At 64.3% G+C, this 26,195-nt stretch carries 19 protein-coding genes; 9 read left to right on the forward strand and 10 right to left on the reverse strand.

The features are described from left to right. Positions 1 to 6: 6 nt before the first annotated feature. Genes QUG01_RS10535 through QUG01_RS10545 form a run of 3 tightly spaced genes read right to left on the reverse strand, consistent with a single transcriptional unit; the run spans position 7 to position 3,975 of the window. Complete coding sequence (locus QUG01_RS10535) at positions 7 to 1,731, reverse strand: DUF4153 domain-containing protein (RefSeq protein WP_500830096.1); 1,725 nt, start codon at positions 1,729 to 1,731, stop codon at positions 7 to 9. A gap of 55 nt (positions 1,732 to 1,786) precedes the next feature. Beyond that, complete coding sequence (locus tag QUG01_RS10540) at positions 1,787 to 2,968, reverse strand: FAD-dependent oxidoreductase (RefSeq protein ID WP_500830097.1); 1,182 nt, start codon at positions 2,966 to 2,968, stop codon at positions 1,787 to 1,789. A gap of 41 nt (positions 2,969 to 3,009) precedes the next feature. Beyond that, on the reverse strand, positions 3,010 to 3,975 hold the full coding sequence (locus tag QUG01_RS10545) for a LysR family transcriptional regulator (RefSeq protein WP_500830098.1): 966 nt from the start codon (positions 3,973 to 3,975) through the stop codon (positions 3,010 to 3,012). A 395-nt stretch (positions 3,976 to 4,370) separates the two neighbouring features. Between QUG01_RS10545 and QUG01_RS10550 the strand changes: the two genes are divergently transcribed. The 4 genes from QUG01_RS10550 (at position 4,371) to adhE (ending at position 10,018) form a co-directional block, all read left to right on the forward strand. Continuing rightward, complete coding sequence (locus QUG01_RS10550) at positions 4,371 to 4,787, forward strand: ester cyclase (protein WP_500830099.1); 417 nt, start codon at positions 4,371 to 4,373, stop codon at positions 4,785 to 4,787. Between the two features lie 87 nt (positions 4,788 to 4,874). Continuing rightward, positions 4,875 to 5,765, forward strand: a complete 891-nt coding sequence (locus tag QUG01_RS10555) for a DMT family transporter (RefSeq protein ID WP_500830100.1) — start codon at positions 4,875 to 4,877, stop codon at positions 5,763 to 5,765. 151 nt (positions 5,766 to 5,916) lie between these two features. Next, positions 5,917 to 6,990: a carbonic anhydrase gene (locus QUG01_RS10560; protein WP_500830101.1), complete on the forward strand. Its 1,074-nt coding sequence runs from the start codon at positions 5,917 to 5,919 to the stop codon at positions 6,988 to 6,990. Positions 6,991 to 7,354: 364 nt separating this feature from the next. After that, a complete protein-coding gene (gene adhE / locus QUG01_RS10565; protein WP_500830102.1) occupies positions 7,355 to 10,018 on the forward strand; it encodes a bifunctional acetaldehyde-CoA/alcohol dehydrogenase in 2,664 nt (887 codons plus the stop codon). Between the two features lie 36 nt (positions 10,019 to 10,054). On the opposite strand, the gene QUG01_RS10570 is transcribed toward adhE, so the two are convergent. After that, a complete protein-coding gene (locus QUG01_RS10570) occupies positions 10,055 to 10,864 on the reverse strand; it encodes a substrate-binding periplasmic protein (protein WP_500830103.1) in 810 nt (269 codons plus the stop codon). A gap of 232 nt (positions 10,865 to 11,096) precedes the next feature. On the opposite strand from QUG01_RS10570, the gene QUG01_RS10575 reads away from it, so the two are divergent. Continuing rightward, positions 11,097 to 12,488 (forward strand): amino acid permease, encoded by a 1,392-nt coding sequence (locus tag QUG01_RS10575; RefSeq protein ID WP_500830104.1) that lies wholly within the window; start codon positions 11,097 to 11,099, stop codon positions 12,486 to 12,488. A gap of 40 nt (positions 12,489 to 12,528) precedes the next feature. On the opposite strand, the gene QUG01_RS10580 is transcribed toward QUG01_RS10575, so the two are convergent. Continuing rightward, positions 12,529 to 13,434 carry a LysR family transcriptional regulator gene (locus tag QUG01_RS10580; protein WP_500830105.1) on the reverse strand — a complete coding sequence of 302 codons (906 nt, stop codon included), beginning with the start codon at positions 13,432 to 13,434 and terminating at the stop codon, positions 12,529 to 12,531. A 99-nt stretch (positions 13,435 to 13,533) separates the two neighbouring features. Here QUG01_RS10580 and QUG01_RS10585 point away from each other — a divergent pair, with 99 nt between their 5' ends. Beyond that, positions 13,534 to 14,523: an aldo/keto reductase gene (locus QUG01_RS10585; protein WP_500830106.1), complete on the forward strand. Its 990-nt coding sequence runs from the start codon at positions 13,534 to 13,536 to the stop codon at positions 14,521 to 14,523. Positions 14,524 to 14,827: 304 nt separating this feature from the next. Further along, positions 14,828 to 16,030, forward strand: coding sequence for a GGDEF domain-containing protein (locus QUG01_RS10590; protein ID WP_500830107.1), 1,203 nt, complete (start codon positions 14,828 to 14,830; stop codon positions 16,028 to 16,030). On the opposite strand, the gene QUG01_RS10595 is transcribed toward QUG01_RS10590, so the two are convergent. The 3 genes from QUG01_RS10595 to mfd all read right to left on the reverse strand — a co-directional run bounded on the left by QUG01_RS10595 (position 16,027) and on the right by mfd (position 21,286). Continuing rightward, positions 16,027 to 16,350 (reverse strand): DinB family protein, encoded by a 324-nt coding sequence (locus QUG01_RS10595; protein ID WP_500830160.1) that lies wholly within the window; start codon positions 16,348 to 16,350, stop codon positions 16,027 to 16,029. The genes QUG01_RS10590 and QUG01_RS10595 overlap by 4 nt on opposite strands. Positions 16,351 to 16,454: 104 nt before the next feature. Then, positions 16,455 to 17,072 (reverse strand): Clp protease ClpP, encoded by a 618-nt coding sequence (locus QUG01_RS10600; RefSeq protein WP_500830108.1) that lies wholly within the window; start codon positions 17,070 to 17,072, stop codon positions 16,455 to 16,457. 824 nt (positions 17,073 to 17,896) lie between these two features. After that, complete coding sequence (mfd, locus tag QUG01_RS10605; protein ID WP_500830161.1) at positions 17,897 to 21,286, reverse strand: transcription-repair coupling factor; 3,390 nt, start codon at positions 21,284 to 21,286, stop codon at positions 17,897 to 17,899. Positions 21,287 to 21,573: 287 nt separating this feature from the next. On the opposite strand from mfd, the gene QUG01_RS10610 reads away from it, so the two are divergent. Together QUG01_RS10610 and rlmB are read left to right on the forward strand one after the other, a co-directional pair. Continuing rightward, complete coding sequence (locus QUG01_RS10610) at positions 21,574 to 24,843, forward strand: bifunctional diguanylate cyclase/phosphodiesterase (RefSeq protein WP_500830109.1); 3,270 nt, start codon at positions 21,574 to 21,576, stop codon at positions 24,841 to 24,843. A 63-nt stretch (positions 24,844 to 24,906) separates the two neighbouring features. After that, a complete protein-coding gene (gene rlmB / locus QUG01_RS10615; protein ID WP_500830110.1) occupies positions 24,907 to 25,656 on the forward strand; it encodes a 23S rRNA (guanosine(2251)-2'-O)-methyltransferase RlmB in 750 nt (249 codons plus the stop codon). Positions 25,657 to 25,672: 16 nt separating this feature from the next. On the opposite strand, the gene QUG01_RS10620 is transcribed toward rlmB, so the two are convergent. Both QUG01_RS10620 and QUG01_RS10625 read right to left on the reverse strand, forming a co-directional pair. After that, positions 25,673 to 25,897 (reverse strand): hypothetical protein, encoded by a 225-nt coding sequence (locus QUG01_RS10620; protein WP_500830111.1) that lies wholly within the window; start codon positions 25,895 to 25,897, stop codon positions 25,673 to 25,675. Further along, entirely contained in the window at positions 25,890 to 26,138 is a 249-nt protein-coding gene (locus tag QUG01_RS10625) for a hypothetical protein (RefSeq protein WP_500830112.1), read from the reverse strand. The genes QUG01_RS10620 and QUG01_RS10625 overlap by 8 nt, the downstream gene beginning before the upstream one ends. Positions 26,139 to 26,195 lie beyond the last annotated feature (57 nt).

Genomic DNA, 26,195 nt, shown 5'->3' on the forward strand with positions numbered 1-26,195 from the left:
CTCCGCCTATTTTTCCGCGACCGGGCATCCCTGCGGGACGTAGGGATAGCGAGGCCGCAGCCGCAGCCCGCCGGCGTCCAGGTCGGGCAGCCGCGGGGGAACGGCTCGCGCCTGTCCCGCCGCCAGCGCTTCCAGCGGGGCCGGGCAGGAGGCGGGCAGGTCGTAGGTGGCGGCCAGCGTCCACAGACCCTGCGCATTCTGCTGGAACAGCGACAAGCGGGCGGCAAGCTTTTCCGCCAGCAGCACTTCCGGCTTGCCGCCGCCGCTGTAGTCGCCGGCATAGGCGTCGCATTCCTCGCGGCCGTCCAGCAGGCAGAACGGCAGTTCGCCGGTCCGTTTGGCGGCTTGCTTCCAGTCCTGAGCCAGGAAGCCGGCCGGCAGCGGGGCCGGGCCGCGCGGGCGGATCGCCTGGGCCGGAGGCTTGGGCTGGGGCTTGTCCTCGCTGAGCGCGTCGGCGGCCTGGCGGCGGACGGCGCCGTCGACGCCGGGATCGTCCCTCAGCCGCAGCAGGGCGGCATGGCCATAGCGTAGCCCGTGGTAACGCAGGAAATCGAAATCGAAGCGCTCGGCCGCTACGCGGCCGGCTTGCAGCCGCGCCAGCTGGCTGGACACCGAGATCCGCGCCGGATCGGCCAACGGCGTCAGCACGGCGGCCAGCAGGGCGAGCGACAGCCAGGCGGCGTAGATATTGGCGCTGGCCACGCCGGCGAACCCGGCCCGGGGCCGCAAGGCCGCCCAGCCGTAACCGGCGGCGTAGCAGGCGCCGAGGATGACGAGGCAGGCGGCGAACACCCGGTCCGGCGACCAGCCGTACTGGCCGACGCGCAGCGCCAGCGCGTAGGCGGCCAGCGCCTGCAGCGGCGCGAGCAGCAGGCAGGCGGCGCGCAGGCTGAGCCGGATCACGCGGCCTGGCTGCTCGCGGCCGTCCTGGTAGGCGGTGTTCAGCAGAAAGATCAGCAGCCCGCTCGCGCCCAGCAGCAGCGCGGAGGCATGGCCGGTCTTCCACAGGCTGCCCAGCCCGGTGAAGGGCAGCAAGGCGAGAAAGGCGGCGATCAGCAGGACCAGCAGGGGCAGCAGCCAGGACAGCAAGGTCAGCAGCAGCGAGCGCAGCCCCTGGATGATGCCGGGGCGGACATCGCTCAGATGCAGGCCGGCCGATAGGGCCAGCGTGCTGGCCGGTATCGCGAACTCGGCTTCGCCTATCAGCCGGCGCAGGCCGTCCATGCCCACCAGGGCGAACAGCTCGGCGCCCAGATTCAGGATCAGCCAGAACACGCCGACGAACAGGCCGGAGAACATCAGCTGCAGGCCAAGCTTCCAGGCGGTGTCGAAATAGGCGGGATAGGACGCCCGCCAGCGCCGCTCGTTTTCGCCGGCCAGGATCAGCGGCCAGGCGATGAACAGCAGCAAGGAGACGCCCAGCACAGCCAGCGCGCCCGGCATCAGGTCCGCGCGCGCGGCGTGCTCCACCCCGACGCGCCAGCGGTCGTGCGCGCCGATGGCGGCGACGGCCAGGGCCAGTCCGGTCAGCCAGGCCGCCAGCCGGGCCGGGCGCAGCGCGCCCAGGCCGGTCTGGCACAGCAGAGGCAGTGACGCGGCGGCCAGCAGCAGCGGCGAGAACAGCAGCGGGTGGAGGGACAGCCCGCCCCCATGGTCCGCCGCGCGATACAGCGCGTAAAGCGCGATCCCTTGCAGCAGGCCGATGGCGGCGCGAATGTGGAATGGGTTCATGGACATGCCGGGAGGGGAGGAATTCTCCCGATCCTAGCATGAATGGGAAAATCGATCAGGCGCGCAGCCCCAGCGCGTAGCGTATCGCCTCGCGCTTCAGCGGGCCGGCCTTGTCCGCCAGCCTGAGTCCCAGTCCGCGCAGCGCCTTCAGCGGCGGAATGTCGTTGCCGAATCCGTAGCAGAACGCGTCCATGCCGGCCTGCATCGCCAGGTTGGCCGGCTTGCGCGCGCGCTGGTAGCGCGCCAGCGTCTTTTCGCTTGCCCAGTCCTCCCCCTTGGCGTGGGCGTCCAGAATGGTCTTGGCCAGTTGCGCGGCATCCTGGAAGCCCAGATTGACGCCCTGGCCGGCCAGCGGATGGATGGTGTGGGCGGCGTCGCCGGCCAGCGCCACGCCTTCGCGGACATAGCATTGGGCATGGCGGCGGGTCAGGCCGAAGCTGCCGCGCGCCGCGATGCGCTTGATGCCGGGCAGCTTGCGCGGGAAAGCCTGGCTGACGGCGGCGATCAGCGCGTCATCCGGCAGCGCCAGCAGCCGCTTGACCTCTTCCGGCCGGTGGTACCACACCAGGGACGCGGCGTCGCCGCACAGCGGCAGGAAGGCGAGCGGGCCGCTGGGGGTGAAGCGCTGCCAGGTGATGTCCTGCTGTTCGCCATCCAGATGGCAGGCCAGCACCAGCGCATGCATCGGGTAATCCCAGCTGGTGATGCCGATGCCGGCCGCCTCGCGCACTTGGGAGCGCGCGCCGTCGGCGGCGATTAAGAGGCGCGCCTGCAGCTGGCTGCCGTCCGCCAGCGTCAGTTGCGAGGCCTGCGGCCGGTAGACGATGTTCGATACGACGGCCGGGCAGCGGTAGTCGATGTCGCCCTTGTCGCGCAGCGCCGCGGTGGCGGCCAGCTGCACCACGCGGTTCTCCACGATGTGCCCCAGCTCCGGCACGCCGGCCTCGGCGGCGTCGAACAGGGTGCCGCAAGACTCGTCCTGTTCCCATACCTGCATGCGCCGGTACGGCGCGGCGCGCATCGCCAGCGCCTGGTCCCAGGCGCCGATGCGCTGCAGGAAGGCGGCCGAGGCCGGACTGATGGCCGAGACGCGCAAGTCCGGCGCTTGGTCCGGGGCAAACGGCGCCGGCGCTTCGCGCTCCAGCACCGTGACCGACAGTCCGCTGCCGGACAGCGCGGCGGCCAGCGAGCTGCCTACCATGCCGCCGCCGACGATGACGATGTCGCGATGTTCCATTGCATTCTCCTTGCTGTGCCGGCCATCGGCGCAAATGGGCGTCATTCTGACAACGCAGGCATGGCCGCGCCTTGGTCTGGATCAAGCCTGTCGTCCAGCAGCGCGCGCATTCGCGGCACCACGTACTGGATGAAAGCCTCGTACTTGCGCGGCAGCGGGTGGCGATACGGATAGACCAGGAACACCGGCCAGCAATCATGGCTCCAGCCCGGCAGCACCGGCACGAGGCGGCCGCTTTTCAGGTGCTCGCTGGCGACATAGCGCGGCAACAGGGCGATGCCGCTGCCGGCAATGGCGCCGGATAGCAGCGGCGCGTACTGGTGGCTGCTGAACACCGGCTGTATGCCGATCTGTTTCTGCACGCCGTCTTTTTCCAATAGCCATTCCGGCGTGGCGCGCAGCTTCGGGCGGCTGGTGTCCAGCAGGATGCGGTGGCGCGCCAGGTCTTCCGGCTCAGCCAGCGGCGGCGCCTTGGCCAGGTAGTCCGGCGAGGCGTAGGCCCATTCGCGCACAAAACCCAGCGGTTTGGCCACCAGCGCGTCATCGTGGACGTTGCGGGTGCGGATGCAGAAATCCAGGCCTTCGGCGATCGGGTCTTGCAGCCGGTTTTCCACTTGCAGGTTCAGCTTCAGGCCGGGATGCAGCACGGCCAGCTCGGCCAGAATCGGCGCCAGCAGATACTGGGCGAACGAGGTGATGGAGCTGATCACCAGCGGGCCGCTGACTTCTCCCTCCGCCTCGTTGATGTCTATGCGCGCGCGCTCCAGCAGGCTGCGCAGCTCGCGCGCGTGCGCGGCCAGGCGCCGGCCGGCTTCGGTCAGCGCCACGCGGCGGGTGTTGCGCAGCACCAGCACGGAGCCCAGGTCTTTTTCCAGGGCCTTGACCAGTTGGCTGATCCGGCTCTTGGTGCAGTCAAGCTCCTCGGCGGCGGCGGTGAAGCTGCCGCAGCGGACCAAGGCGTCAAAGGCCAGCAGCGCTTGGGCATCGGGTAGGTGGTTTGTTCTCATTTCTTGAACAGTGTGTCATGACATATGGGCTTTTTCAATCGCCAAACGCTCTATAGCATCTTGGCATGATGATTGATTGAACAATGGAGGCCGTAATGTCGGTGGTCAGACCGTGGCGCAGGCTACGCAGATGGTTGTGGAGATTGCTGGGGGATGAGCGCCAGGTCATGGAGCGCATCCATTGGGTAGAGGGGCGGCAGGGCTGAGCGCGGCTCAGGCATGCCGGGTGGTAGATGGCGTGGATACGGATGGGAAAGGCGGGCGCAGATGGACAAGTTGCGGACGGTGTTCAGAACGTGGAGGGATTGGTGGTGGCAGGGCATGACGATACATGCCCGCCAGGTGTGCCGAGACGAGTCAGAGATACTGGAGCGCATCCGCGCCGGAGGAAAACAATGAGCAGCGAACAAACCCGAGCCGTGGTGCAAGGCTTTCTGACCGAGGTGCGCTCCGGCCGCAACCCGGACGCGGCTGCCTTGTATATGGCAAGCAGCGTGGCGGCGCATCAGCTGGAATCGGAAAATCCGCGCGCGCTGGCGCGCAGCCCGGCCAATTACGCCGAGCATGTGCGCGATTTCCTGCGGCTGTTCGGCAATTTCGAGCTGCGCATAGACGAGCTGTTGGTCAACGGCGACCGCGCCTACGCGCGCTGGACCCAGTTTGGCCATCACCAGGCCGAAATCAACGGCGTGCCGGCCAGCGGCGAGCCGCTGGTGCTGATCGACAGCGCCTGCTACCGGGTGGCGGACGGCAAGATCGTCGAATACTGGATACAGGCGGACCGGATGGGCCTGGCGCGGCAGCTGGAGTGAGGCAGCGTTCGACAGCCGTCATCGGATTCTGAAACAATGTCTCCTTAGGGCTGCGCAGACGGCCCGACTACCGCTATGGGAGACGCCTTGCCTTACCTCGCCCTGACGCTGGCCATGTTTCTATGGTCCAGCGCCTTCATCGTGCTGAAATACGTTTTCCAGTTCTACCACCCGCTGGCGGTGCTGTTCGCGCGCATGGCCGTGGCCACGCTGTGCCTGGTGCCGCTGGCGATGGGCGGCCGCATCAGCTGGCATTACCGCAAGGGCGATTGGCGCTGGCTGCTGGCGATGGGCCTGGCCGAACCCTGTTTGTATTTTCTGTTCGAGGCCAACGCCTTGACCTTGACCAGCGCCTCGCAGGCCGGCGTGATCACGGCCACGCTGCCGATGCTGATGGCGATAGGCGCCAGCGTGTTCCTGCATGAGCGCCAGCCGCGCCAGGTGTGGCTGGGCATCGCCTTGTCGTTTGCCGGGGTGATCTGGCTCAGCATGGACAGCCGCGCCGGGCCGGGCGCGCCCAATCCTTCGCTGGGCAATGCCCTGGAGTTCTGCGCCATGGTGTGCGCCTGTGGCTATGTGCTGATCGCCAAACGGATGTCGGCGCGTTATTCGCCGCTGGCCATCACCGGCATCCAGACGCTCACCGGCTGCGTCTGGTTCGGCCTGGCCATGCTGACGCCGTGGGGCGCGTGGCCGGATACGTTGTATCTGATTCCCAGCCTGTGGGTGCTGTACCCGGGCGCGGTCATCACGCTGGGCGCGTATGGTCTGTATACCTGGGCCGTGTCGCGCATCCCGGTGGCCAAGGCCGGCGCCTTCAATAATCTGATACCGGTATTCACCGTGCTGCTGGCCTGGCTGCTGCTGAATGAGCGCTTCGAGGCCTGGCAGGCCGCGGCTGGCGCGCTGGTGTTCGCCGGGGTGTGGCTGAGCCAGCGGCGACACGCGGGAGCGGGCGACAGTCCTGGCCACGGATAACATGCTTGCCCGAATCCGGCCAGCCAATCGATGGCCTCGATGGCAGGCGGCTGGCGGCTACGAGACAACATCGCAATGACGCTGGCGGCTTCCCCGTCCATGGTCGATGATGCAGAATAGAAACGATTGGGAATGACCTAAGGAATCGAGCATGAGCCCACGGCTGATCGGAACCTGCATGATATTGCCCTTGTTGCTGGCCTCGCGGCCTGGCTTGGCGGCGGAGCAGGAGCAGGGACAGGACCAGGTGCAGCAAGTGATCAAGCTGCCGCTGAAACTCAACAAACCGGCGCCGGAGGCCGGGGCGCGCGCCGCGGAGCCTGCGGCGGGCAAACCCGCTGAAGCCAAGCCTGCCGAGGCGGCCAAGCCCGCGGCGGAAATGGGTAAGAAGGCCGAGCCGGCCAAGGCTCAGGCGGAAAAGCCGGGCAAAGCCATGCCGGAGGCGATGGCGCCGGGCGTAACCATGGGCCAGCCGCCTGCCCGCGACCTATCGCAACCGAGCCCCGAAGTCCGGGCGCCGGGCGCCAAGCCGAGAACGGCGCATCGCGCCAAGTCCAAGAAGGCCAAAATGGCGCAGGGCGGCGCCAAGGGCATGGGCGAGGCCGCCCAGGTCAAGGATGTGGTGTCGAGCATTCTCAAGGCCAATAGCGTCGCCATCAGCAAGCATAATCCGGGCTATCTGGCCAAGCTCGGCGATCGCGCCATGCCCAAGGCCACGGTGGTGGCTTGCTCCAGCCCGGGCGGCCAGTTGGGCATGTCGGGCGGCGATGCGGACCTGTTCGTGATCAGCAATATGGGCAACCAGCTCGCCACGTCCGAGGGTTCGGTCGAGTATGGCGTGCGCCATCTGCACACGCCTTTGCTGATGTTCGTCAGCCATACCGGTTGCAACGCGATCAAGGCGGCGGCCGGCGACTACAGCAATATGGAGCCGTCCATCCAGAAGGAACTGGACAGTATCGAAATCCCCAAGGGAATCGACGCCACCAACGGCGCGCTGATCAACATCAACAACCAGGTGGAGGGCGCCATCCTCAAGTTTTCCGGCGAGGTGGAGGCCGGCAAGCTGGCGGTGCTGGGCGGTTATTACGATTACAACAACGATCTGAAGCAGGGCCGCGGCCGGCTGGTGATCACCAATATCAATGGCGAGACCGATCCGGCGAGCATCCGCGTGCTGAGCAGCAGCGGCCGCTATTTCCACTATGGCTTCATGGGGCGTTGAGCCGCCCGGTAGCGATGCTGTTACAACCGTTCTGATCCAGACCATGCAGAGAGCGCCGATTTGGCGCTCTTTTTCGTGGAAAACTGAAAATTGTTTGGCCGTGCGCAAAAACGAATATCCGAAAACGGACTACGATGGCAGGGAATCGAGCGGGTCATGGTCGATTGCCAGTAAAGCCCCTGAATTTTATAGGGGTATAGTCGGGTGGATGTAATGGCTCCGCTACAAAGGGTTTGATGGCGTCGTCATGGTTTGATGGCGCAAAATGGGTTTTTTGCCGGTTGTTTTTTCGATTGTGAAAATTTTTAGTCGAAAACGAACAATCAGGCGCTCGATATTTTCATTTGGTTTCTGGAGAGACAAAATGGCTGTTAGCAATCAAATCGAACTCGACGCCCTGGTGGCCCGCGTCAAGAAGGCGCAAGTCGCCTTCGCGCAGTTCACGCAAGAGCAGGTTGACCACATCTTCCGTTGCGCCGCGCTGGCCGCCGCCGACGCCCGCATTCCGCTGGCGCGGATGGCCGTCGCCGAAACCGGCATGGGCGTGATGGAAGACAAGGTGATCAAGAACCACTTCGCTTCCGAATACATCTACAACAAGTACAAGGACGAAAAGACCTGCGGCGTGCTGTCCGAGGACGACACCTTCGGCACCATCACCATCGCCGAACCCATAGGCGTGCTGTGCGGCATCGTGCCGACCACCAACCCGACCTCCACCGCCATCTTCAAGGCGCTGATCTCGCTGAAAACCCGCAACGGCATCATCTTCTCGCCGCACCCGCGCGCGCGCCGCTCCACTTGCGAAGCCGCCCGCCTGGTGCTGGAAGCCGCCGTCGCCGCCGGCGCGCCGCAAGACATCATCGGTTGGATCGATGAGCCGTCCGTCGCGCTGTCCAACCAGCTGATGCACCATCCCGACGTCAACCTGATCCTGGCCACCGGCGGCCCGGGCATGGTGAAGGCCGCTTACTCCTCCGGCAAGCCCGCCATCGGCGTCGGCGCCGGCAACACTCCGGCCGTGATAGACGAAACCGCCGACATCAAGCGCGCGGTGGCTTCCATCCTGATGTCCAAGACCTTCGACAACGGCGTGGTCTGTGCCTCGGAGCAGTCCGTCATCATCGTCGATCAGATCTACGACGCGGTGCGCGAACGCTTCTCCAAGCACGGCGGCTACATCCTGTCCAAGAGCGAAGCCGAGGCCGTGCGCAAGGTGATCCTGCAGGATGGCAGCCTGAACGCCGCCATCGTCGGCCAAAGCGCCGCCAAGATCGCGGCCATGGCCGGCATCGCCGTGCCGCCCACCACCAAGGTGCTGATCGGCGAAGTGACCGAGGTATCCGACCAGGAAGCCTTCGCTCACGAAAAACTGTCCCCGACCCTGGCCATGTACCGGGCCAAGGACTTCATCGACGCTTGCGACAAGGCCGCCGCGCTGGTGACCATGGGCGGCATCGGCCACACGTCCTCGCTGTACACCGATCAGGACCTGCAGGAAGAGCGCGTGCGCTACTTCGGCGACAAGATGAAGACCGCCCGCATCCTGATCAACACCCCGTCCTCGCAAGGCGGCATCGGCGACTTGTACAACTTCAGTCTGGCGCCGTCGCTGACCCTGGGTTGCGGCTCCTGGGGCGGCAACTCCATCTCCGAGAACGTCGGTCCCAAGCACCTGATCAACAAGAAAACCGTCGCCAAGAGGGCTGAAAACATGCTGTGGCACAAGCTGCCGAAGTCCATCTACTTCCGTCGCGGCTCCCTGCCGGTGGCCCTGGAAGACCTGGCCGGCAAGAAGCGCTGCCTGATCGTCACCGGCCAGTATCTGTTCGAACACGGCTTTGTGGACGAGCCGATCCGCCTGCTGAAGAAGATGGGGCTGGAAGTGGAAGTGTTCTTCGAAGTGCCGGCCGACCCGACCCTGGCCGTGGTGCGCAAGGGCGCGGACCTGGCCCACGCCTTCAAGCCGGACGTGATCATGGCGATCGGCGGCGGCTCGCCGATGGACGCGGCCAAGATCATGTGGGTGATGTACGAGCATCCGGAAGTGCACTTCGCCGACCTGGCTCTGCGCTTCATGGACATCCGCAAGCGCATCTACCAGTTCCCGAAACTGGGCCAGAAGGCCATGATGGTGGCCGTGCCGACGACCTCCGGCACCGGCTCCGAAGTGACCCCGTTCGCCGTGGTGACCGACGAAGTGACCGGCGTCAAGTACCCGATCGCCGACTACGAGCTGACCCCGAACATGGCCATCGTGGACGCCAATCTGGTGATGGACATGCCGAAATCGCTGACCGCTTTCGGCGGCATCGACGCCGTGACCCACGCGCTGGAAGCCTATGTGTCGGTGATGGCCAACGAGTACTCGGACCCGCAAGCCCTGCAGGCGCTGCGGCTGTTGAAGGAATATCTGCCGTCGTCGTACCTGAACGGCGCCAACGATCCGAAGGCGCGCGAACAAGTGCACAACGCCGCCACCATCGCCGGCATCGCCTTCGCCAACGCCTTCCTAGGCGTGTGCCACTCCATGGCGCACAAGATCGGCGCCGAGTTCGGCCTGGCACACGGTCTGGCCAACGCGTTGTTGATCAGCAATGTGATCCGCTACAACGCCGCCGACGTGCCGACCAAGCAAACCGCCTTCAGCCAGTATGACCGGCCGAAGAGCGTGGCGCGCTACGCTGAAATCGCCCGTCACCTGGGCCTGGAAGCCAACCGCGACCACGAGCGGGTGGAGAAGCTGATCGAATGGGTGGACGAGCTGAAGAAGACGCTGGGCATCCCGTCGTCCATCCAGGCCGCCGGCGTGGCCGAAGCGGACTTCCTGGCCAAGGTGGACGAAGTGGCCGAGGCCGCGTTTGACGATCAGTGCACCGGCGCCAACCCGCGCTACCCGCTGATCAGCGAGCTGAAGCAACTGCTGCTCGACAGCTACTATGGCCGTCCGTACAAGGAAGCCTGGGAACGCGATGAAGCGGCTGCCAAGCCGGAAGCCAAGCCGGCCAAGGGCAAGGCCAAGGCCTGAGTCAGTCAGGCCTGTACTAGACCTAACCGGTCGGCGTCAGCCGGCCGGTTTTTTCATTGCCGCTTTAGGAGGCGGCGGGACGCCATCCAGCTTGTTGTCCATCAGATAGCGGTGGGTGATGGCTTCGACATTGATGCGCTTGAGTCCCTGATTCAGGATGTCGGCCAGCCTTTTGCCTTCGGCCGATGGCTTGAAGCAGACGTACAGCAGCTTTTCTTCCAGCAGGCGCGGATTCATCGTCAGATTGCCGCGGGCCGATTTCAGCTTGGGGTCGTTCCGCAACAGGTAGTCGAACACATTGCGGTCTATCACCGCCAGATCGATATGGCGTCGATCCAGCTTCAGCAGGTTTTGCGCGTCATCCGGCGCCATGTCGGCGTCCTGCCTTTGGGTGGCGACGCGCTCGTCCAGCTCCGCAGTATTGACGTAACCCTGCACCACGCCTATGCGCAGGCGCGACAGCTCCGCCAGTTGTTGCCAGCGATAGCGGTTGCCGACGCGCTCAGCGAAACCCAACGGACTGCTGCCTATCGGTTCGGAAAAGAAAAAGGACTTGCGGCCGGCGGCGGAGTCGTATTCCGGAAAATAACCCGCCACCTGAGGATTGAGGCTGGCTTCGGCTACGGCGCGTTGCCAGGGCACCACCTTGATGCGTACCTTGTAGCCCATGGCGGCGTAGGCGGCGCGGATCACCGCGCCGTTGAGGCCTTGCTCGGGGAGCTGGCTGCCGGTGTAGGGCGGCCAGTCCAGCGTGGTCAGCGTCACGGTATGAGACGTGTCGGCCAGGGCGCTGCCTGCCGCGGCCAGCGACAGGATCAGGTAAAGGCCAGGCAGGCTTCGTATCACGCGTCCCTCCTTGTGTCTGTCCTATTGCATCATAGGTTTTCCTAAGTGGATAGGGGGGGACTTGTCGGTTTGCATCTTTGGTGTTTTCCGCTCTTTTTGCGCATTTCAACGCCGTTAAGTTTTTCTTATTGGAATAATTTCATTTTATTCAAAAAAAATATATCGATGACATGGCAAGTTGTATGTGCTAATTTCGCCGCGCCGATTGGGCGAGAGAAATTAGGAGAACATCATGCAATCCACGCAACAGACCCTGCATAGAGGTCTGGAGGAAAGGCATATCAATTTGATGGCGCTGGGTGCCACCATAGGCGTCGGCCTGTTCCTGGGGTCGGCCACCGCGATCAAGATGGCGGGCCCGGCCATCATGCTGGCCTACGGCATCGGCGGCCTCGCCATTTTCATGATCATGCGCGCGCTCGGCGAGATGGCCATCCACAACCCGGTGGCCGGTTCCTTCAGCCGTTACGCGCAGGACTACCTCGGCCCGCTGGCCGGCTATCTCACTGGCTGGAACTACTGGTTTTTGTGGCTCGTCACCTGCATGGCGGAAATCACCGCCGTCGGCGTCTACATGGGCATCTGGTTCCCGGATGTGCCGTCCTGGTACTGGGTGCTGGCGGCGATGCTGGCGATGGGCGGCGTCAACCTGATCGCGGTGAAGGCCTACGGCGAGTTCGAGTTCTGGTTCGCGCTGATCAAGATCGTCACCATCGTGCTGATGATAGTCGGCGGCTTCGCCATGATCATCTTCGGCTTCGGCAACCACGGCGTCGCCACCGGCATCGCCAATCTGTGGGCGCACGGCGGCTTCATGCCACATGGTTTCTCCGGCGTGCTGATGTCCTTGCAGATGGTGATGTTCGCCTACCTGGGCGTGGAAATGCTGGGCCTGACCGCCGGCGAGGCCAAAAATCCGAAGAAGGCCCTGGCGCGCGCGGTGGATTCGGTGTTCTGGCGCATCCTGATCTTCTACATCGGCGCCTTGTTCGTGATCCTGTCGATCTATCCGTGGAACGAGCTGGGCACGCGCGGCAGCCCCTTCGTGATGACTTTCGAAAGCTTGGGCATTCCGGCCGCCGCCGGCATCATCAACTTCGTGGTGTTGACCGCCGCGCTGTCCTCGTGCAACAGCGGCATCTACAGCACCGGCCGCATGCTGTTCAACCTGGCCGAGCAGAAGCAGGCGCTGCCGGTGTTCGCCAAGGTTTCGCAAAGAGGCGTGCCGCTGCCGGCGCTGCTGCTGTCCATCGCCGCGCTGCTCTTTGGCGTGCTGCTGAACTATCTGGCACCCAAGGAGGTGTTCACCTGGCTGACCGCCATCTCCACTTTCGGCGCGGTGTGGACCTGGCTGATCATCCTGCTGGCGCAGTTGCGTTTCCGCCGTTCGCTGTCGGCAGATCAACTGGCGTCCATCAGCCACCGCATGCCGCTGTGGCCGTACGGCTCCTACCTGACGCTGGGTTTCTTGGCGCTGGTGATAGGCCTGATGGCCTACTTCCCCGACACCCGGGTGGCGCTGATCGTCGGCCCGGGCTGGCTGGTGTTCCTGGTAGCGGTGTATTACCTGCTCGGCTATCACAAGCAAGATGCCGCCTGGCGGCTGGCGCAGCAGGGACGCTGAGCATTGGACGGATTCTTGCAAGCCGCCGTTGGCGGGTTTTTTATCCGGCTACGCCGTTGGCTTCGCGCAGAAAATCGATCACGGCGCGCAGCTTGGCCGGCGGGCGGCGTTGTTGCGGATAGAACAAGTACAGCGCTTCCGCCGGCGGCAGATACGGCTCCAGCACCGAAACCAGCCGCCCGGCCTGGATGTCGTCGCGAACCAGGTTTTCGGCCAGATAGGCCAGCCCCACGCCGCCGCGCACGCCCAGCAGGCGGGCCTGGTTGTCGTTGGTGAGCAGCGGTCCGCGCAATGCCAGTTGCCGCAGCTGGCCGTGTTCGATGAACTGCCAGCGGTATTGTGGCCCGCTGGAGCCAAAGCGGTAGCCGAGGCAGGCGTGTTCGGCCAGGCTGTCCGGCGTGGCCGGCACGCCGCGCCGCGCCAGATATTCCGGCGTGGCCACCACGACGAAGCGGATGGGCGGGCTGACCTGCGCGGCCTGCATGCCCGGTTGCAGCCGGTCGCTGAAGCGGATGCCGGCGTCGAAGCGCTGGCCGACGATGTCGACCAGGCCATCGTTAATGTCCAGCTCCAGCGTGAGCGCCGGATGTTGCCGCAGCAGGCGGTCCAGATGCGGATACAGCACGATCTGCGCCGCGGTGTGCGGCAGGGTCAGCCGCAGCGTGCCGGCCGGCTGCCCTTGCTTCTGGCGCGCGTCGTCCAACGCTTGCCTGATCTCTTCCAGCGCCGGGTTCAGCCGTTCCAGCAGGAGTTCTCCGGCTTCGGTCGGCGTCACTTGGCGAGTGGTGCGCGCCAGCAAGGGCACGCCGAGTTGGCTCTCCAGCTGGCGCATGGCCTGGCTCAGCGCCGAGGCGCTGACGCCGAGTTCGGCCGCGGCGCGGGTAAAGCTGCGATGGCGGGCGATCAGCGCGAAGGCTTGCAGGGCGTCGTGTTGGGGTCGCTGCATTGTGAAGCTCGGCTAATTAATGTTTGTCATTTTCGGCCATTTATCCTCGCCTGGCCATCTCCTATGCTGACGTCACTTTCCAAACAAGGAGCAAGGGCGATGCAAAAACGCACACTGGGCCGCAACGGCCCGCAGGTTTCGGCGCTGGGCTTGGGTTGCATGGGCATGAGCGCCTTCTACGGCGCGCATGACGACGCGGAGTCGCTGGCGACGCTGGACCTGGCGCTGGATCTGGGCGTCAACCTGCTCGATACCGCCGATATGTACGGCCCCCACACCAACGAGCGGCTGTTGTCCAAGCTGTTGGCGCGGCGCCGCGACGAGGTGGTATTGGCCACCAAGTTCGGCATCGTGCTGGATCCGGCCAACCCGGCCAGGCGCGGCGTCAATGGCCATCCCGACTACGTGCGCAGCAGTTGCGAGGGGAGCCTGGCGCGGTTGGGCGTCGATCATATCGACCTCTACTACCTGCATCGCATCGACCCGGCGGTGCCGATCGAGGAAACAGTGGGCGCGATGGCGGAGCTGGTGCGGGCCGGCAAGGTGCGCTGGCTGGGCTTGTCCGAGGCGTCGGCCGAGACGCTGCGCCGCGCCGCCGCGGTGCATCCCATCCATGCGCTGCAGAGTGAGTATTCGTTGTGGACGCGCGACCCGGAGGACGGCGTGCTGGCCGCCTGCCGCGAGGTCGGCGCGAGTTTTGTCGCCTACAGCCCGCTGGGGCGCGGCTTCCTGACCGGCGCGATCAAGAGCCCGGACGACTTCGCCGCCGATGATTTCCGTCGCAGCAATCCGCGTTTCCAGGGCGAGAACTTCCAGCGCAATCTGCGATTGGTGGACAAGGTGAAGCAGATGGCCGCGGCCAGGGGATGCAGCCCGGCGCAGCTGGCGCTCGCCTGGCTGCTGGCGCAGGGCGACGACATCATCGCCATTCCCGGCGCGCGCAAGCAGGCGAATCTGCGCGACAATCTGGGCGCGCTGCGGCTGGCGCTGACGGCAGCCGACCTGTCTGAACTGGACCAGGTGTTCGCCGCTGGCCAGGTGAGCGGTTCGCGATACGCGGCCGAGGTGATGCAGTTGTTGAATCGCTGAAGATGGCCCGCGTGTGGCTGATGCTGTCGCGGAATGATTTTGCTCCCCGCGCGGATGCAAAATCATGAAGATCCAGAGCCGGCCGAGAGCGGCATGGATTGGCCAGGCGTCGGCAAAGCGCTTTGCCAGGCATCTGCCATCCGGCCGTTGCGGCAAAGACACGAGTGGCGGACGGCAGATGTCAAAAGCATCAATTGTCTTAAGCGTTGAGCGAAACGATCTGTTATGTTGTGAACGTTTTGATTCCGGGGCGCGGAGTTGACGCAGATGGCGAGCAGGCGCCGGCGTCGCCCGGCCTGCATCCATGGCCATCCAATCCGTTCATAGCATTCTAGATTTCAAAGCCACCTTGCTCAGCACCACGGGTTACACGCTGATGCTGACCTTGGTGGTGCTGCTGTTCTGGCGCTACAACCGGCGCGAACCGGCGCTGTTGACGCTGGGGTTGAGCGGGGCGATCAGCGCTGCCGGCTCCACCCTCGCTTTCCTGCCTGTCCCATTGGCGCCATGGCCTAGCTTGCTGCTGGTCACGATGCTGTTGCTGATGTTCCACCCGATGGCGCTGCTGGCCACGCGCCAGCTGTTTGGCCTGAGGGACCGGGGCGTGTTTTGCCTGGGCAGCGCCGCGGCGGTGATGCTGGCGTTCATCTTGCTGGGCGGCGAGGCGAACTACGGCCATCGCGTCATGGTGACATCGTTCTCCCACGTGGTTTTCTGGTCCTTGATTTTTGCCCAGTTTCTGCGCGCGCGCGGCCAGGCGACGCCGGTTGGGCACTGGCTGGCGGCAGGTTTGGCCACGCTGATCATTCTGATCTCAGTCTGCCGCTTCGCCGTGGCCTGGTGGATGGGCGATCCGGGGTTTGCCGAGCGCGGCGGGCTGTTCAATCTGTTTTCGTCGCTATGTCTGTTTTGGCTGACTTTCTGCTTCAGCCTCAGCATATTGTTCATCAGTTATGAACGCCTGCTGATGCAGTTGCGCCAGCAGGCCGATCAGGATGGCCTGACTCGGCTGCTCAATCACCGCACTTTCCTGGAAAAAGCCGACGCCATATTCCGCCGCGCGGTCGGCAAGGGGGAGGCGCTGTCGCTGTTGCTGATCGACCTCGATCATTTCAAGAGCATCAATGACCGCTACGGCCATCAAGTGGGCGATGAGGTGCTGCGCCAATTGGCCGATTGCCTGCGCCGCGAGGCGCGTTTGGGGGATTTGCTGGGGCGGCACGGCGGCGAGGAGTTCGTCGCGCTGCTGCCGCAGACCAGCCGCCTCGACGCCTTCCACGCGGCGGACCGGCTCAGGCTGGCCATCAGCGCTTTGCAGCCGCGCATCGGCGAGTTGTCCTTGAGCATCAGCGCCAGCATAGGCGTGGCCAGTTTGCGGCCGGCAGAGCATGAAAGCCTGGCCAGTCTGTTTCTGGAGGCGGACTTGCTGCTGTACCAGGCCAAGCATAACGGCCGCAACCGGGTGGAGATGGAGCGCGTGGCCGCGCCGGCGGTAGCGGCGGTCTAGAGAGGTAGCGCTGCCTCTAGATGCACGTCGCGCAGGTAGACCGGCAGGTCGGTCGTGGGCGGCGTGGCCGGCAGCTGGTACAGCATGTCCGCGACAAAGCCGCGATGATAATTCTTGTGGTTGACGATGTGCAGCAGCATGTCGCCGCGCCGCATTCTGCCCTTGCCGCCATCGACGAACAGGAAGTCGATTTCCGCCTCGCTGTCCTCCGCGCTCAATTCATCCGCGCAATCGATATACCAGCTGTCCAGTGTCGTCTGGGCGGCGTCCAACTCCGCCAGACTGGGCGTCGTTACCGGCTGGACCAGACTAGGTTGGATGGGAAATTAAACTGAACCAAGCGGCCAGATAATGGCGCAATGGCATCAGCGAGTAAGCCGTGACGCTTTGCTTATCCGCCAATCGTGGACGCGGGCAAGGCTGTTCAGCTTGCGTTTGGTTTGGTCTTGGCATGCGCCGCCTTGCGCGGCGCGATTGCCGGCGCGCCTTTTTGGATGTTCCCCAGGCGGCGGCGGATGTTGTCGCTGTCCAGCCAGATGTCCTCGCCTTTCAGGATGCGATCCAGCTCTTCGTCGGTCAGGAAGGGGCGGCAGACATGGCGCATGACTTTTTCAAACCATTTGCCGCTGGCCATCACCTGCGCCTGCTGCTCGTTGCCCTTGCCGATCAGCGCCGACGAGTAGTTGTGGAACATCAGCTGGCAGGTGTCGTGCACCACCAATTCGTCGCCGGAGAGGAAGATCAGCGCGCCCATGGAGTAGGCCCGCGCTTCCAGGATGGTGACCACATGGGCCTCGCTGGCGCGGATGTTGTTGATGATTTGCAGGCCGGCGTCGAAGTTGCCGCCGGGGGTATTCAGGTGCAGGTAGACGATGTCGGTGCTGCTGGCGGTGCGCAGCGTGTACAGGAGGTCGGTGTAGTGGATGGCCGCGCCGATTTCCTCGGATAGATAAAACGATATCTGCCGCACCGTGCCCTGGGTTTCGTATTGGCGGTAGAGGGGGACGGGCTTGTCGTCGTCATCGGGATCGGTGCGGGGCATGGCGGCTCCTGATTGGCTGGTCTTTCCAATTTAGTCTTGGAGCGCCGGGCTTGCCTTGCATTGGCGCAAGTTGAGCAGTCTAGGCATCCGCTGCGCGGATGATGATTTGCATGGCGGGGCTGCCCGCCGGGCAGGTCAGGGAGCTGTCTCGCCAGCTCCCCGACACCCCTAGGCGACCCCAACAGCGCGGCGAAACCCCGTCTTCCAAGCCATCTCCGGGGAGCTGCCGGAACTAGCGGGGCGCTACCGTCGCCCCGCGTCGAACAGCCGGCAGCTTAAAACCCCGGAGATGGCTTGCAAGCCGGCTTGCGCTGATGGGGAAGTGTGGCAAATCGGATTGGTTTTACAGCTGTAAATGTGGGTAAAAGCCAAGCAAGGCGAGTAATGAGCGTGAGTGTTGGAAGTCGAACGTATTCGATACGCCATCATCCCCATCAGCGCAAGCCGGTTTCATATTCATTTTCAAGGTTTTAAGCCGCCGATTTGTTCGACGCCGCGCGACGTTAGCGCGTACTGCTGAGCGAATCAAAGATTCGCACGCATGTAGTTTCGGCGGCTCCTTGAAAATGGATTTGAAACCGGGGTTTCGCAGCGCTGTTGGGGCGGCCTGGGGTCGTGAGGGGGCTGGCCGCGCAGCCCCCTCACCCGTCCGCCGGGCGGAACCGGTATCTAAATTATTATCCGCGCAGCGGGTTTCCCCAAAAGAGCATCAATATAAAACGGCTTACATGAAAACGGCCCACTCAATATAAAACGGCTTACATGAAAACGGCCCACTCAATCGAGTCGGCCGTTTATTACATGGAGGAGGACGATCAGCGCGCCTACGCGCTCAACTCCTTCAACACCTCCTTCACCTTCACGATCCGCTGCGCCACCTCCGGCAGCGCCTGCTCCACCCGCAACTTGTCCTGTCCCGCCAGGCGGTAATGCTTCTTGCTCTGAATCAGCATGATGATCTTCACCGGGTCGATAGGCGGATTCTTGATGAAGGTGATCTGCACCGCCACTTCGCTGGCGTCGAGCTTCTGCACGCCCAGTTCCTTGGCGACTAGGCGCAGACGGTGGCTTTCGATCAGCGTTTTCACGCTTTGCGGCGGCAGGCCGAAGCGGTCGATCAGCTCTTCGTGGATGTCGTCGATTTCGCCTTCGGTTTCGCAGCTGGCCAGGCGTTTGTAGATCAGCAGCCGCTCGTGCACGTCAGGGCAGTAAGCGTCGGGCAGCAGCGCCGGGCTGTGCAGGTTGATCTCGGTGGTGACGCCCAAGGGCGCGTCCAGGTCCGGCGCGCGGCCTTTCTTGAGATCGCGCACGGCTTGTTTCAGCATCTCGGTGAACAGGCTGAAACCCACTTCCTGCATTTCGCCGGATTGGCCTTCGCCCAGGATTTCGCCGGCGCCGCGGATTTCCAGATCATGCATCGCCAGATAAAAGCCCGCGCCGAGTTCGCCGGACAGCTGGATCGCCTCCAGCCGCTTTTGCGCGTCGCGGGTCATGCCGTCCGGCGTCAACAGATAGGCGTAGGCCTGGTGATGGCTGCGTCCGACGCGGCCGCGCAGCTGGTGCAGCTGAGCCAGGCCGAATTTGTCGGCGCGGTTGATCAGGATGGTGTTGGCGTTGGGGATGTCGATGCCGGTTTCGATGATGGTGGAGCACAAGAGCAGGTTGAAGCGCTGCTGTAGGAAGTCGCGCATCACTTGTTCCAGCTCGCGCTCGCGCAGTTGGCCGTGGGCGACGCCTATGCGGGCTTCCGGGATCAGCTCGGCCAGCTTCTCCCGCATGTTTTCGATGGTGTCGACTTCGTTGTGCAGGAAGAACACCTGGCCGCCGCGTTTCAGCTCGCGCAGCACCGCCTCGCGGATCACGCCGTTGCTCAAGGGGCTGACGAAGGTTTTCACCGCCAGCCGGCGGCTGGGGGCGGTGGTGATGGCGGAGAAGTCGCGCAGGCCTTCCAGCGCCATCGACAGCGTGCGCGGAATCGGCGTGGCGGTGAGCGTCAGCACGTCGACATTGGCGCGCAGCCGCTTCAACTGCTCTTTCTGTCGCACGCCGAAACGGTGCTCCTCGTCGATGATGACCAGGCCCAGGTTTTTGAACTGGATATCCGGCTGCACCAGCTTGTGGGTGCCGATGACGATGTCGACGCCGCCGTCGGCCAGACCTGCGAGCGCGGCTTTGGTTTCCTTGCCGCTCTTGAAGCGCGACAGCTCGGCGATGCGCACCGGCCAATCGGCGAAGCGGTCGGAGAAGTTCTGGAAGTGTTGCTCGGCCAGCAGGGTGGTGGGCACCAGCACCGCCACCTGCTTGCCGCCCATCACCGCGACGAAGGCGGCGCGCAGCGCGACTTCGGTCTTGCCGAAGCCGACGTCGCCGCACACTAGCCGGTCCATCGGCTTGCCGGAGCACATGTCCTGGATCACCGCCTCGATGGCGCTGGCCTGGTCCACGGTTTCTTCAAAGCCGAAACCGGCGGCAAAGGCGGCGTAGTCGGCGTGGGACAGCTGAAAGCTGTGGCCTTCGCGCGCCGCGCGCTGGGCGTACAGATTCAGCAGCTCGGCGGCGGTGTCGCGCGCCTTTTCCGCCGCGCGCTTCTTGGCCTTTTCCCAGGCCGGGTTGCCCAGCTTGTGCAGCTGGATGTCGTCGGTGGCGCCGCCGGCGTAGCGCGAGATCAATTGCAGCTGTGACACCGGCACGTACAGCGTGGCGCCATCGGCGTACTCCAGCTGCATCAGCTCGGTTTCGCCCTCGCCCAGGTCCATGGTCACCAGGCCGACATAGCGGCCGATGCCGTGCGCCTCGTGCACCACCGGGTCGCCGGCCTTGACCTCGGCCAGGTCGCGCAGCATGGCGTCGGAGGCCGCCCGCTGGTGTTTGCGGCGGGTGTGGCTGCGCGCGACGTGCTGGTACAGCTCGCTTTCCGTCACCACGGCGATGGCTGGCTCGGCCAGCGCGAAACCGGAATACAGCGGGGCCACGGTCAGCGCCAGCGGCATCTTGCCGGCGATGAAGTCGGACCAGTTGTCCACCGGCGTCGGCTTGATGTCGTTTTCGGCCAGGAAGGCCAGCATGGTTTCGCGGCGGCCCAGGCTTTCCGCCGCCAGCAGGATGCGTTTGCCGCCAGCGGCGATGAAGGCTTGCAGCTTGTGCAGCGGCGCCTCGGCGCGGCGGTCCACCGCCAGCTCCGGCAGCGCGGCGGCGCCGGTTTCGCCTTCGCCGGCCAGCTCGATGCGGGCGTACGGCTTGAGCCGCGCCATCAGTTCGTCCGGCCGTAGGAAGATGTCGGCCGGCGGCAGCACGGGCCGCTCGGTATCGCCGCGCGCCATGTCGTAGCGGCTTTGCGCGTCGCGCCAGAAGGTTTCCGCTGCGGCTTGCACCTCGTGGTGCAGCACCACCAGCGCGTCCTCGCCGACGTAGTCGAACAAGGTGGCGGTTTCGTCGAAGAACAGCGGCAGGTAGTACTCGATGCCGGCTGGCCACAGCCCCTGCGAGACATCCTTGTAGACGCGGCTCTTGCTCGGGTCGCCTTCCATCTTTTCGCGGTAGCGCTGGCGGAAGGCGGTGACGCCGCTTTCGTCGGCCGGATATTCGCGCGCCGGCAGCAGGCGGATTTCCGGCACCGGGTACAGCGTGCGCTGGCTGTCGGGATCAAAGGTCTTCAGGCTGTCGATCTCGGCATCGAACAGGTCGATCCGGTACGGCAGCGGCGAACCCATGGGATACAGATCGATCAGGCTGCCGCGCACCGAGAACTCGCCCGGCGCCATCACCTGCGTCACGTGCTGGTAGCCGGCGGTGACCAGATCGCCGCGCAGTTTTTCCACATCCAGCTGCTGGCCGGTTTTCAGGAAGAAGGTGCGGCCCAGCAGATAGCTGACCGGCGCCAGCCGGCTCAGGGTGGTGCTGACCGGCGCGATCACCACCTGGCATTCGCGCTGGCGGATCTGCCACAGCGTGGCCAGTCGCTCGCTGACCAGGTCGCCGTGCGGCGAGAAGTGGTCGTAGGGCAGCGTTTCCCAGTCCGGGAACAGGGCGATGGACAGGTCCGGCGCGAAGAACGGCAGTTCGGCCTTCAGCCGTTGCGCGGCCTGGGCGTCAGCGGTGAGGATCAACAGCGGTTGGCGCTGCGCGGCCAAGGCGGCGATGGCATGGCTATCCAGGCCGTCTGGCAGACGGCCGCAACGGGTTTTCTGGCCGGCGGGCGGCAGGGTCGGGTGCATATCCAACTTGATCTGCTTCTGTGCGGAGTTGTGCTTGTGGCGATTATAACAGCGCGCGCGGCGTTTCCCCGGCGGCGAACGCTAGCCGGCGCGGGCAATCCCGGCTATCGTATGCGTTTGGCTCAAATGTCATTTATCTCAATTAGAAGAAAAACAGCATGGGGCCAGGATTAGACATTCAAAAAAATAATGCATAGCACCGCGACTCATGTCGAAATAAATGAAATTGGCATGATGCGGGCGTGGCCAAGATCCGGCAAACCGGACGACAGCTAAAGGATGGAAGCGTGAGAACCACACAAAGGGTGGAGGAGGGGTTGGTTTTCCTGGGGTTTGTCAGCGGCGTGGCCTTGTGGCCGCGCAGTCCCCAGGCGGCACTGACACTTGCCAGTTTTTTGCCGCACGGCCTGTTTGCCTGGCAACAGCTCGCGCGCGGCGCTCGGCGCAGCTGGTGGTGGCCGTTAGCCGCCTTGTTGCCGGCGCTATGGCTGATGCCGTCGCTATGGAGCATGTTGCTGGCCGGCTCCTTGTATCTGATTCCGCCCGGACTGCGCTTGGGGCGTTTGACGGCGTGGCGGCCGCGTCCCGCCACGCCGAATCAGCTGCGCGATCTGCTGCTGGCCTTGATCGTCTATCCGGCGCCGTTGGCGGCCTTGCCGCTGGGCGTTTATGTCTGGTGCGCCGGCGGCGGCCACCATCTTGCCTGGTCATGGGCCTGGCAAGGCTGGGCCGTCCTGACTTCCGCGCTGTTCTTGTGCGTGCCCCTGGCGTGGCCGTCTCCCCATGCGCCGTCCTGGACGGTGCGTCTGGAGCAGGCGCTGATTCTGGCCTTGGTGGCATTGGAGGCCGGCTTGCTGCAGTCCAGCGAGATCAATCTGAACATTCCCAACCAGCTGTTGTTTTTTCCCTTCATTCTGTGGGCAGCCTGCCGCACCGGCTTGGGGGGCGCCGCGCTGACCGCCGGCGCGGTGGCGGTGGGCTTGTCGCTGGCGTCAGCCGGCACCGGCGCCGTCAGCCACGCCATCATCGGCCATGTCTCCACCGATCTGCTGCTGGCGCTGGCGCTGAACGTCTCCGGCCTGCTGGTGGCGATTCTGATGGATGGGCACCGCGCCGACGAGGCGGCCTTGAAGACGTTCCGCGCGCGCATCGATTCCCTGGTCAACAACAGCCCGACCATGATGTCGCTGAAGGACATGGAAGGCCGCTATCTGCTGGTCAACGCCGCCTATGCGCGGCGGGTGGGCGTTTCGCCGGGAGAGTTGCCGGGGAGGCGGCCGGAGGATGTGTTCGATCTGGACGATGCCCGGCAGATCCGCGAGCAGGATCAGCAGGTGCTGAACGTGCTGGCCCCGCGCCAGTTCGAGGAGCATTTCGTGCTCAACGGCGTGGAGACCTATCTTTTGGCCTCCAAGTTTCCCCTGTTCGACGCCGACGGACGGCCCGCCGGAGTGGGCAGCGTCGATACCGACATCACGCTGAGCAAGCGCGAGCAGCGCGCCAAACGCGAAGCCGAAGAGCGCTATCTGGCGCTGGTGGAGCAGTCGCTGGTCGGCATCTACATCATGCAGGACGAGCGGCTGGTGTATGCCAATCCCAAGCTGGCCGAGATCATGGGCCATGCGCCGGAGGACATGGTGGGCATGACCATGGCCCAGTTGTTGGTGCCGGGCGAGGCGGTGCGGCTGCGCCAGCAGCTGCTGCGCCGCTTCCGCGAGAATATCGCGGTGATGCACTATTCCACCCGCGCGCTGCGCAAGGACGGCGTGGTGGTGGACATGGAGGTGCACAGCCGTCTGTTCGAACTCGATGGCCGCAAGGCGGTGATCGGCGTGGTGATGGACATCTCGGATCGGCTGCTGGCCGATACCAATCTGCGGCTGGCGGCCAAGGTGTTTGAAAATTCGGCCGAGGGCATCCTGATTCTGGACGCCAATGCTCGCATCATCGCCGTCAACGACGCCTTCACCCGCATCACCGGTTATACGCAAGACGAAGCGCTGGGCAAGCCTTCGCGCATCTTCCATCTGGGCGAGCGGGAGCGGGAGGCGATGCGGGAGGCGCTGGCCGGCAGCGGCCACTGGCAGGGCGAGATGCAGGACAGGCGCAAGAACGGCGAGTGGTATCCGGCCGAACTTTCCATCTCCGCTTTGCGCGACGAAGACGACCAACTGTGCAATTACGTGGCGGTGTTCTCCGACATCACCCAGCGCAAGGAGGCCGAGGCGCGGCTGCAGTTCCTGGCCAATCACGATCCGCTGACCCGGCTGCCCAACCGCAGCAGCCTCACCGCGCATCTGGACGAGGCGCTGGCGCGCATGGCCAGCCAGGGCGGCCAATTGGCGGTGATGTTCATCGACTTGGACCGTTTCAAGCTGATCAACGATTCCTTCGGCCACCAGGCAGGCGACCTGCTGTTATGCGAGATCGCGCTGCGCCTGGCGCGCGTGGTGGGGGAGCGCGGCATGCTGGCGCGGCTGGGCGGAGATGAATTCACCCTGTTGATGAGCGGTTTTGACAGCCATACCGAGCTGGGGGACGTGGCCACTGACATCCTGACCGAGCTCGGCCGGCCGCTGAGCCTGGAGGCGCATGAGGTATTCATCACCGGCAGCATAGGCATCAGCGTCTTCCCGCATGATGGGCAGGATGCGCAGACCTTGCTGAAAAACGCCGACGTGGCGATGTACCGGGCCAAGGATTCCGGCAAGAATACCTATCAGTTTTTCGACGCCGGCATGAACACCCAGACCTTCGAGCGTCTGCTGCTGGAAAACGGACTGCGCATGGCGCTGGAGCGCGGCGAGTTCGAACTGCATTATCAGCCGCAACTGGCCGCCGACAGCCGCGCGCTGCAAGGCGCGGAGGTGTTGCTGCGTTGGCGCCATCCGCAGCTGGGCCTGGTGCCGCCGGTGCGCTTCATCGCGCTGGCCGAGGAAACCGGGCTGATCAAGCCGATCGGCGACTGGGTGCTGGCCGAGGCATGCCGCCAGTTGGCGGCCTGGGACCGCCAGGGCCTGCCGGTGCCGCGGCTGGCGGTGAACCTGTCGCCGCGCCAGTTCGGCCAGCCGTCGCTGCCGGCCAAGGTGGCCGGCGCCTTGCAGGCCGCGGGCTTGCCCGCCAGCCGGCTGGAGCTGGAAATCACCGAGAGCATGCTGATGCAGAATCCAGACGAAGCCGTGCAGCTGCTGGCGCAACTGAAAGCGTTGGGCGTATGGCTGTCCATCGACGATTTCGGCACGGGTTATTCCTCTCTGTCTTATCTGAAGCGCTTCCCGCTGGACACGCTGAAGATAGACCAGTCCTTCGTCGACGGCCTGCCCGAGGACGAGGACAATGCCGCCATCGCCGAAGCCATCCTGGCCATGGCCAAGAAGCTGAAGTTCCACGTGGTGGCGGAAGGGGTGGAGAGCGAGGCGCAGGCGGCCTTCTTGCAAGGCAAGGGCTGCCACACGCTGCAAGGCTACCACTTCAGCCGGCCGCTGCCGGCGGCCGAGTTCGCCGCCCTGGTGGCGGGCTGGCCGCAACCGCTTGCGGCGGCGGGCATTCCGGCGTGAAGCTGGGCCGTGGGGCGGCTTGCGGCTACAATGGCGGGAATTGTGAATTTGAGAATCTCCGCCATGAGCAACAAACGCCTGATACACGGCTTCCACGCCATCAACGCCCGCCTGTGGCAGAACCCGAAGAGCCTGCTGGAAATCTGGCTGGCCGGCGGCCGCCATGACGCCCGCGCCAAGGCGGTGCTGGATAAAGCGGGCGCGGAGAAGATCAAGCTGCACATCGTGGACAAGGAACGGCTGGACGCGATGACCGGCAATGCTCGTCATCAAGGCGTGGCGGCGATGATAGACGCCAGCATGAACTACGTGGACCTGGACGACGTGCTGGAAAACCTGTCCGAGCCGCCGCTGCTGTTGATCCTGGACGGCGTCACCGATCCGCACAACCTGGGAGCTTGCCTGCGGGTGGCGGACGCGATGGGCGCGCACGCCGTGATCGCCCCCAAAGACCGCTCAGCCACGCTGAACGCCACGGTGTCCAAGGTGGCCTGTGGCGCGGCCGAGGTGGTGCCTTACATCACAGTCACCAACTTGGCGCGCACCCTGCGCGACTTGAAGGACGCCGGCGTGTGGATCGCCGGCACCACGATGGAGGCCGACACCGATCTGTACCACTTCGAAGCTTCCGGTCCGCTGGCCTGGGTGATGGGCGCTGAAGGCGAGGGCATGCGTCGTCTGACCCGCGAGCACTGCGACGTGCTGGTGTCCATTCCGATGTTCGGCACGGTCGAGAGCCTGAACGTGTCGGTGTCGTCCGGCATGGTGCTGTCGGAAAGCCGCCGCCAGCGGGTGCTGAAGACAGCCAGTTGATTGCTATTTACTCGCACTAGAAAAGCGCGCCAGCTTCGCGCTGGGAATGAATTCCGGGCAATGGCTCGCCCGATTCCTTCATGTCGATGATGACATCGCGCACCAGATGAACAATACCATGCAGCGCTTTGTCTTGGCTGTTGTCTAGCCATGACAGCAGCGGAAACTCATCGCATAAGCCTACGTATTGTTCATCTTCGGGTGACCAAATCACCCGGTACGAATAATGTCTGCTATCCATTCTGCTGTTTCTCCAACTGCTCCAATGCTTTTAGGACCTGTCGAACCTGATAGGGCTTCGCTTTGCCGTTATCGTTCTGAATATTGATCCGCTGCCTACTGCCCGGAATTTTGTAAATTCGATGGCTGGATCCCTGTTGCCTGGCTTCGCCGAATTTCTCGCGGCATACCGCTTCCAAATCATGAAAGTCGATGTTGTGTGGAGAGCGCCGCATCTTGTCGATGATTTTTTCGATACTCATCAAGTATCGCCTTGTGAGATGGTTTAGAAGGGGCGCGCAGTCATTCTTGGCAGCTGT

It is taken from the genome of Chromobacterium sp. CCUG 76385 (genome assembly GCF_059916625.1).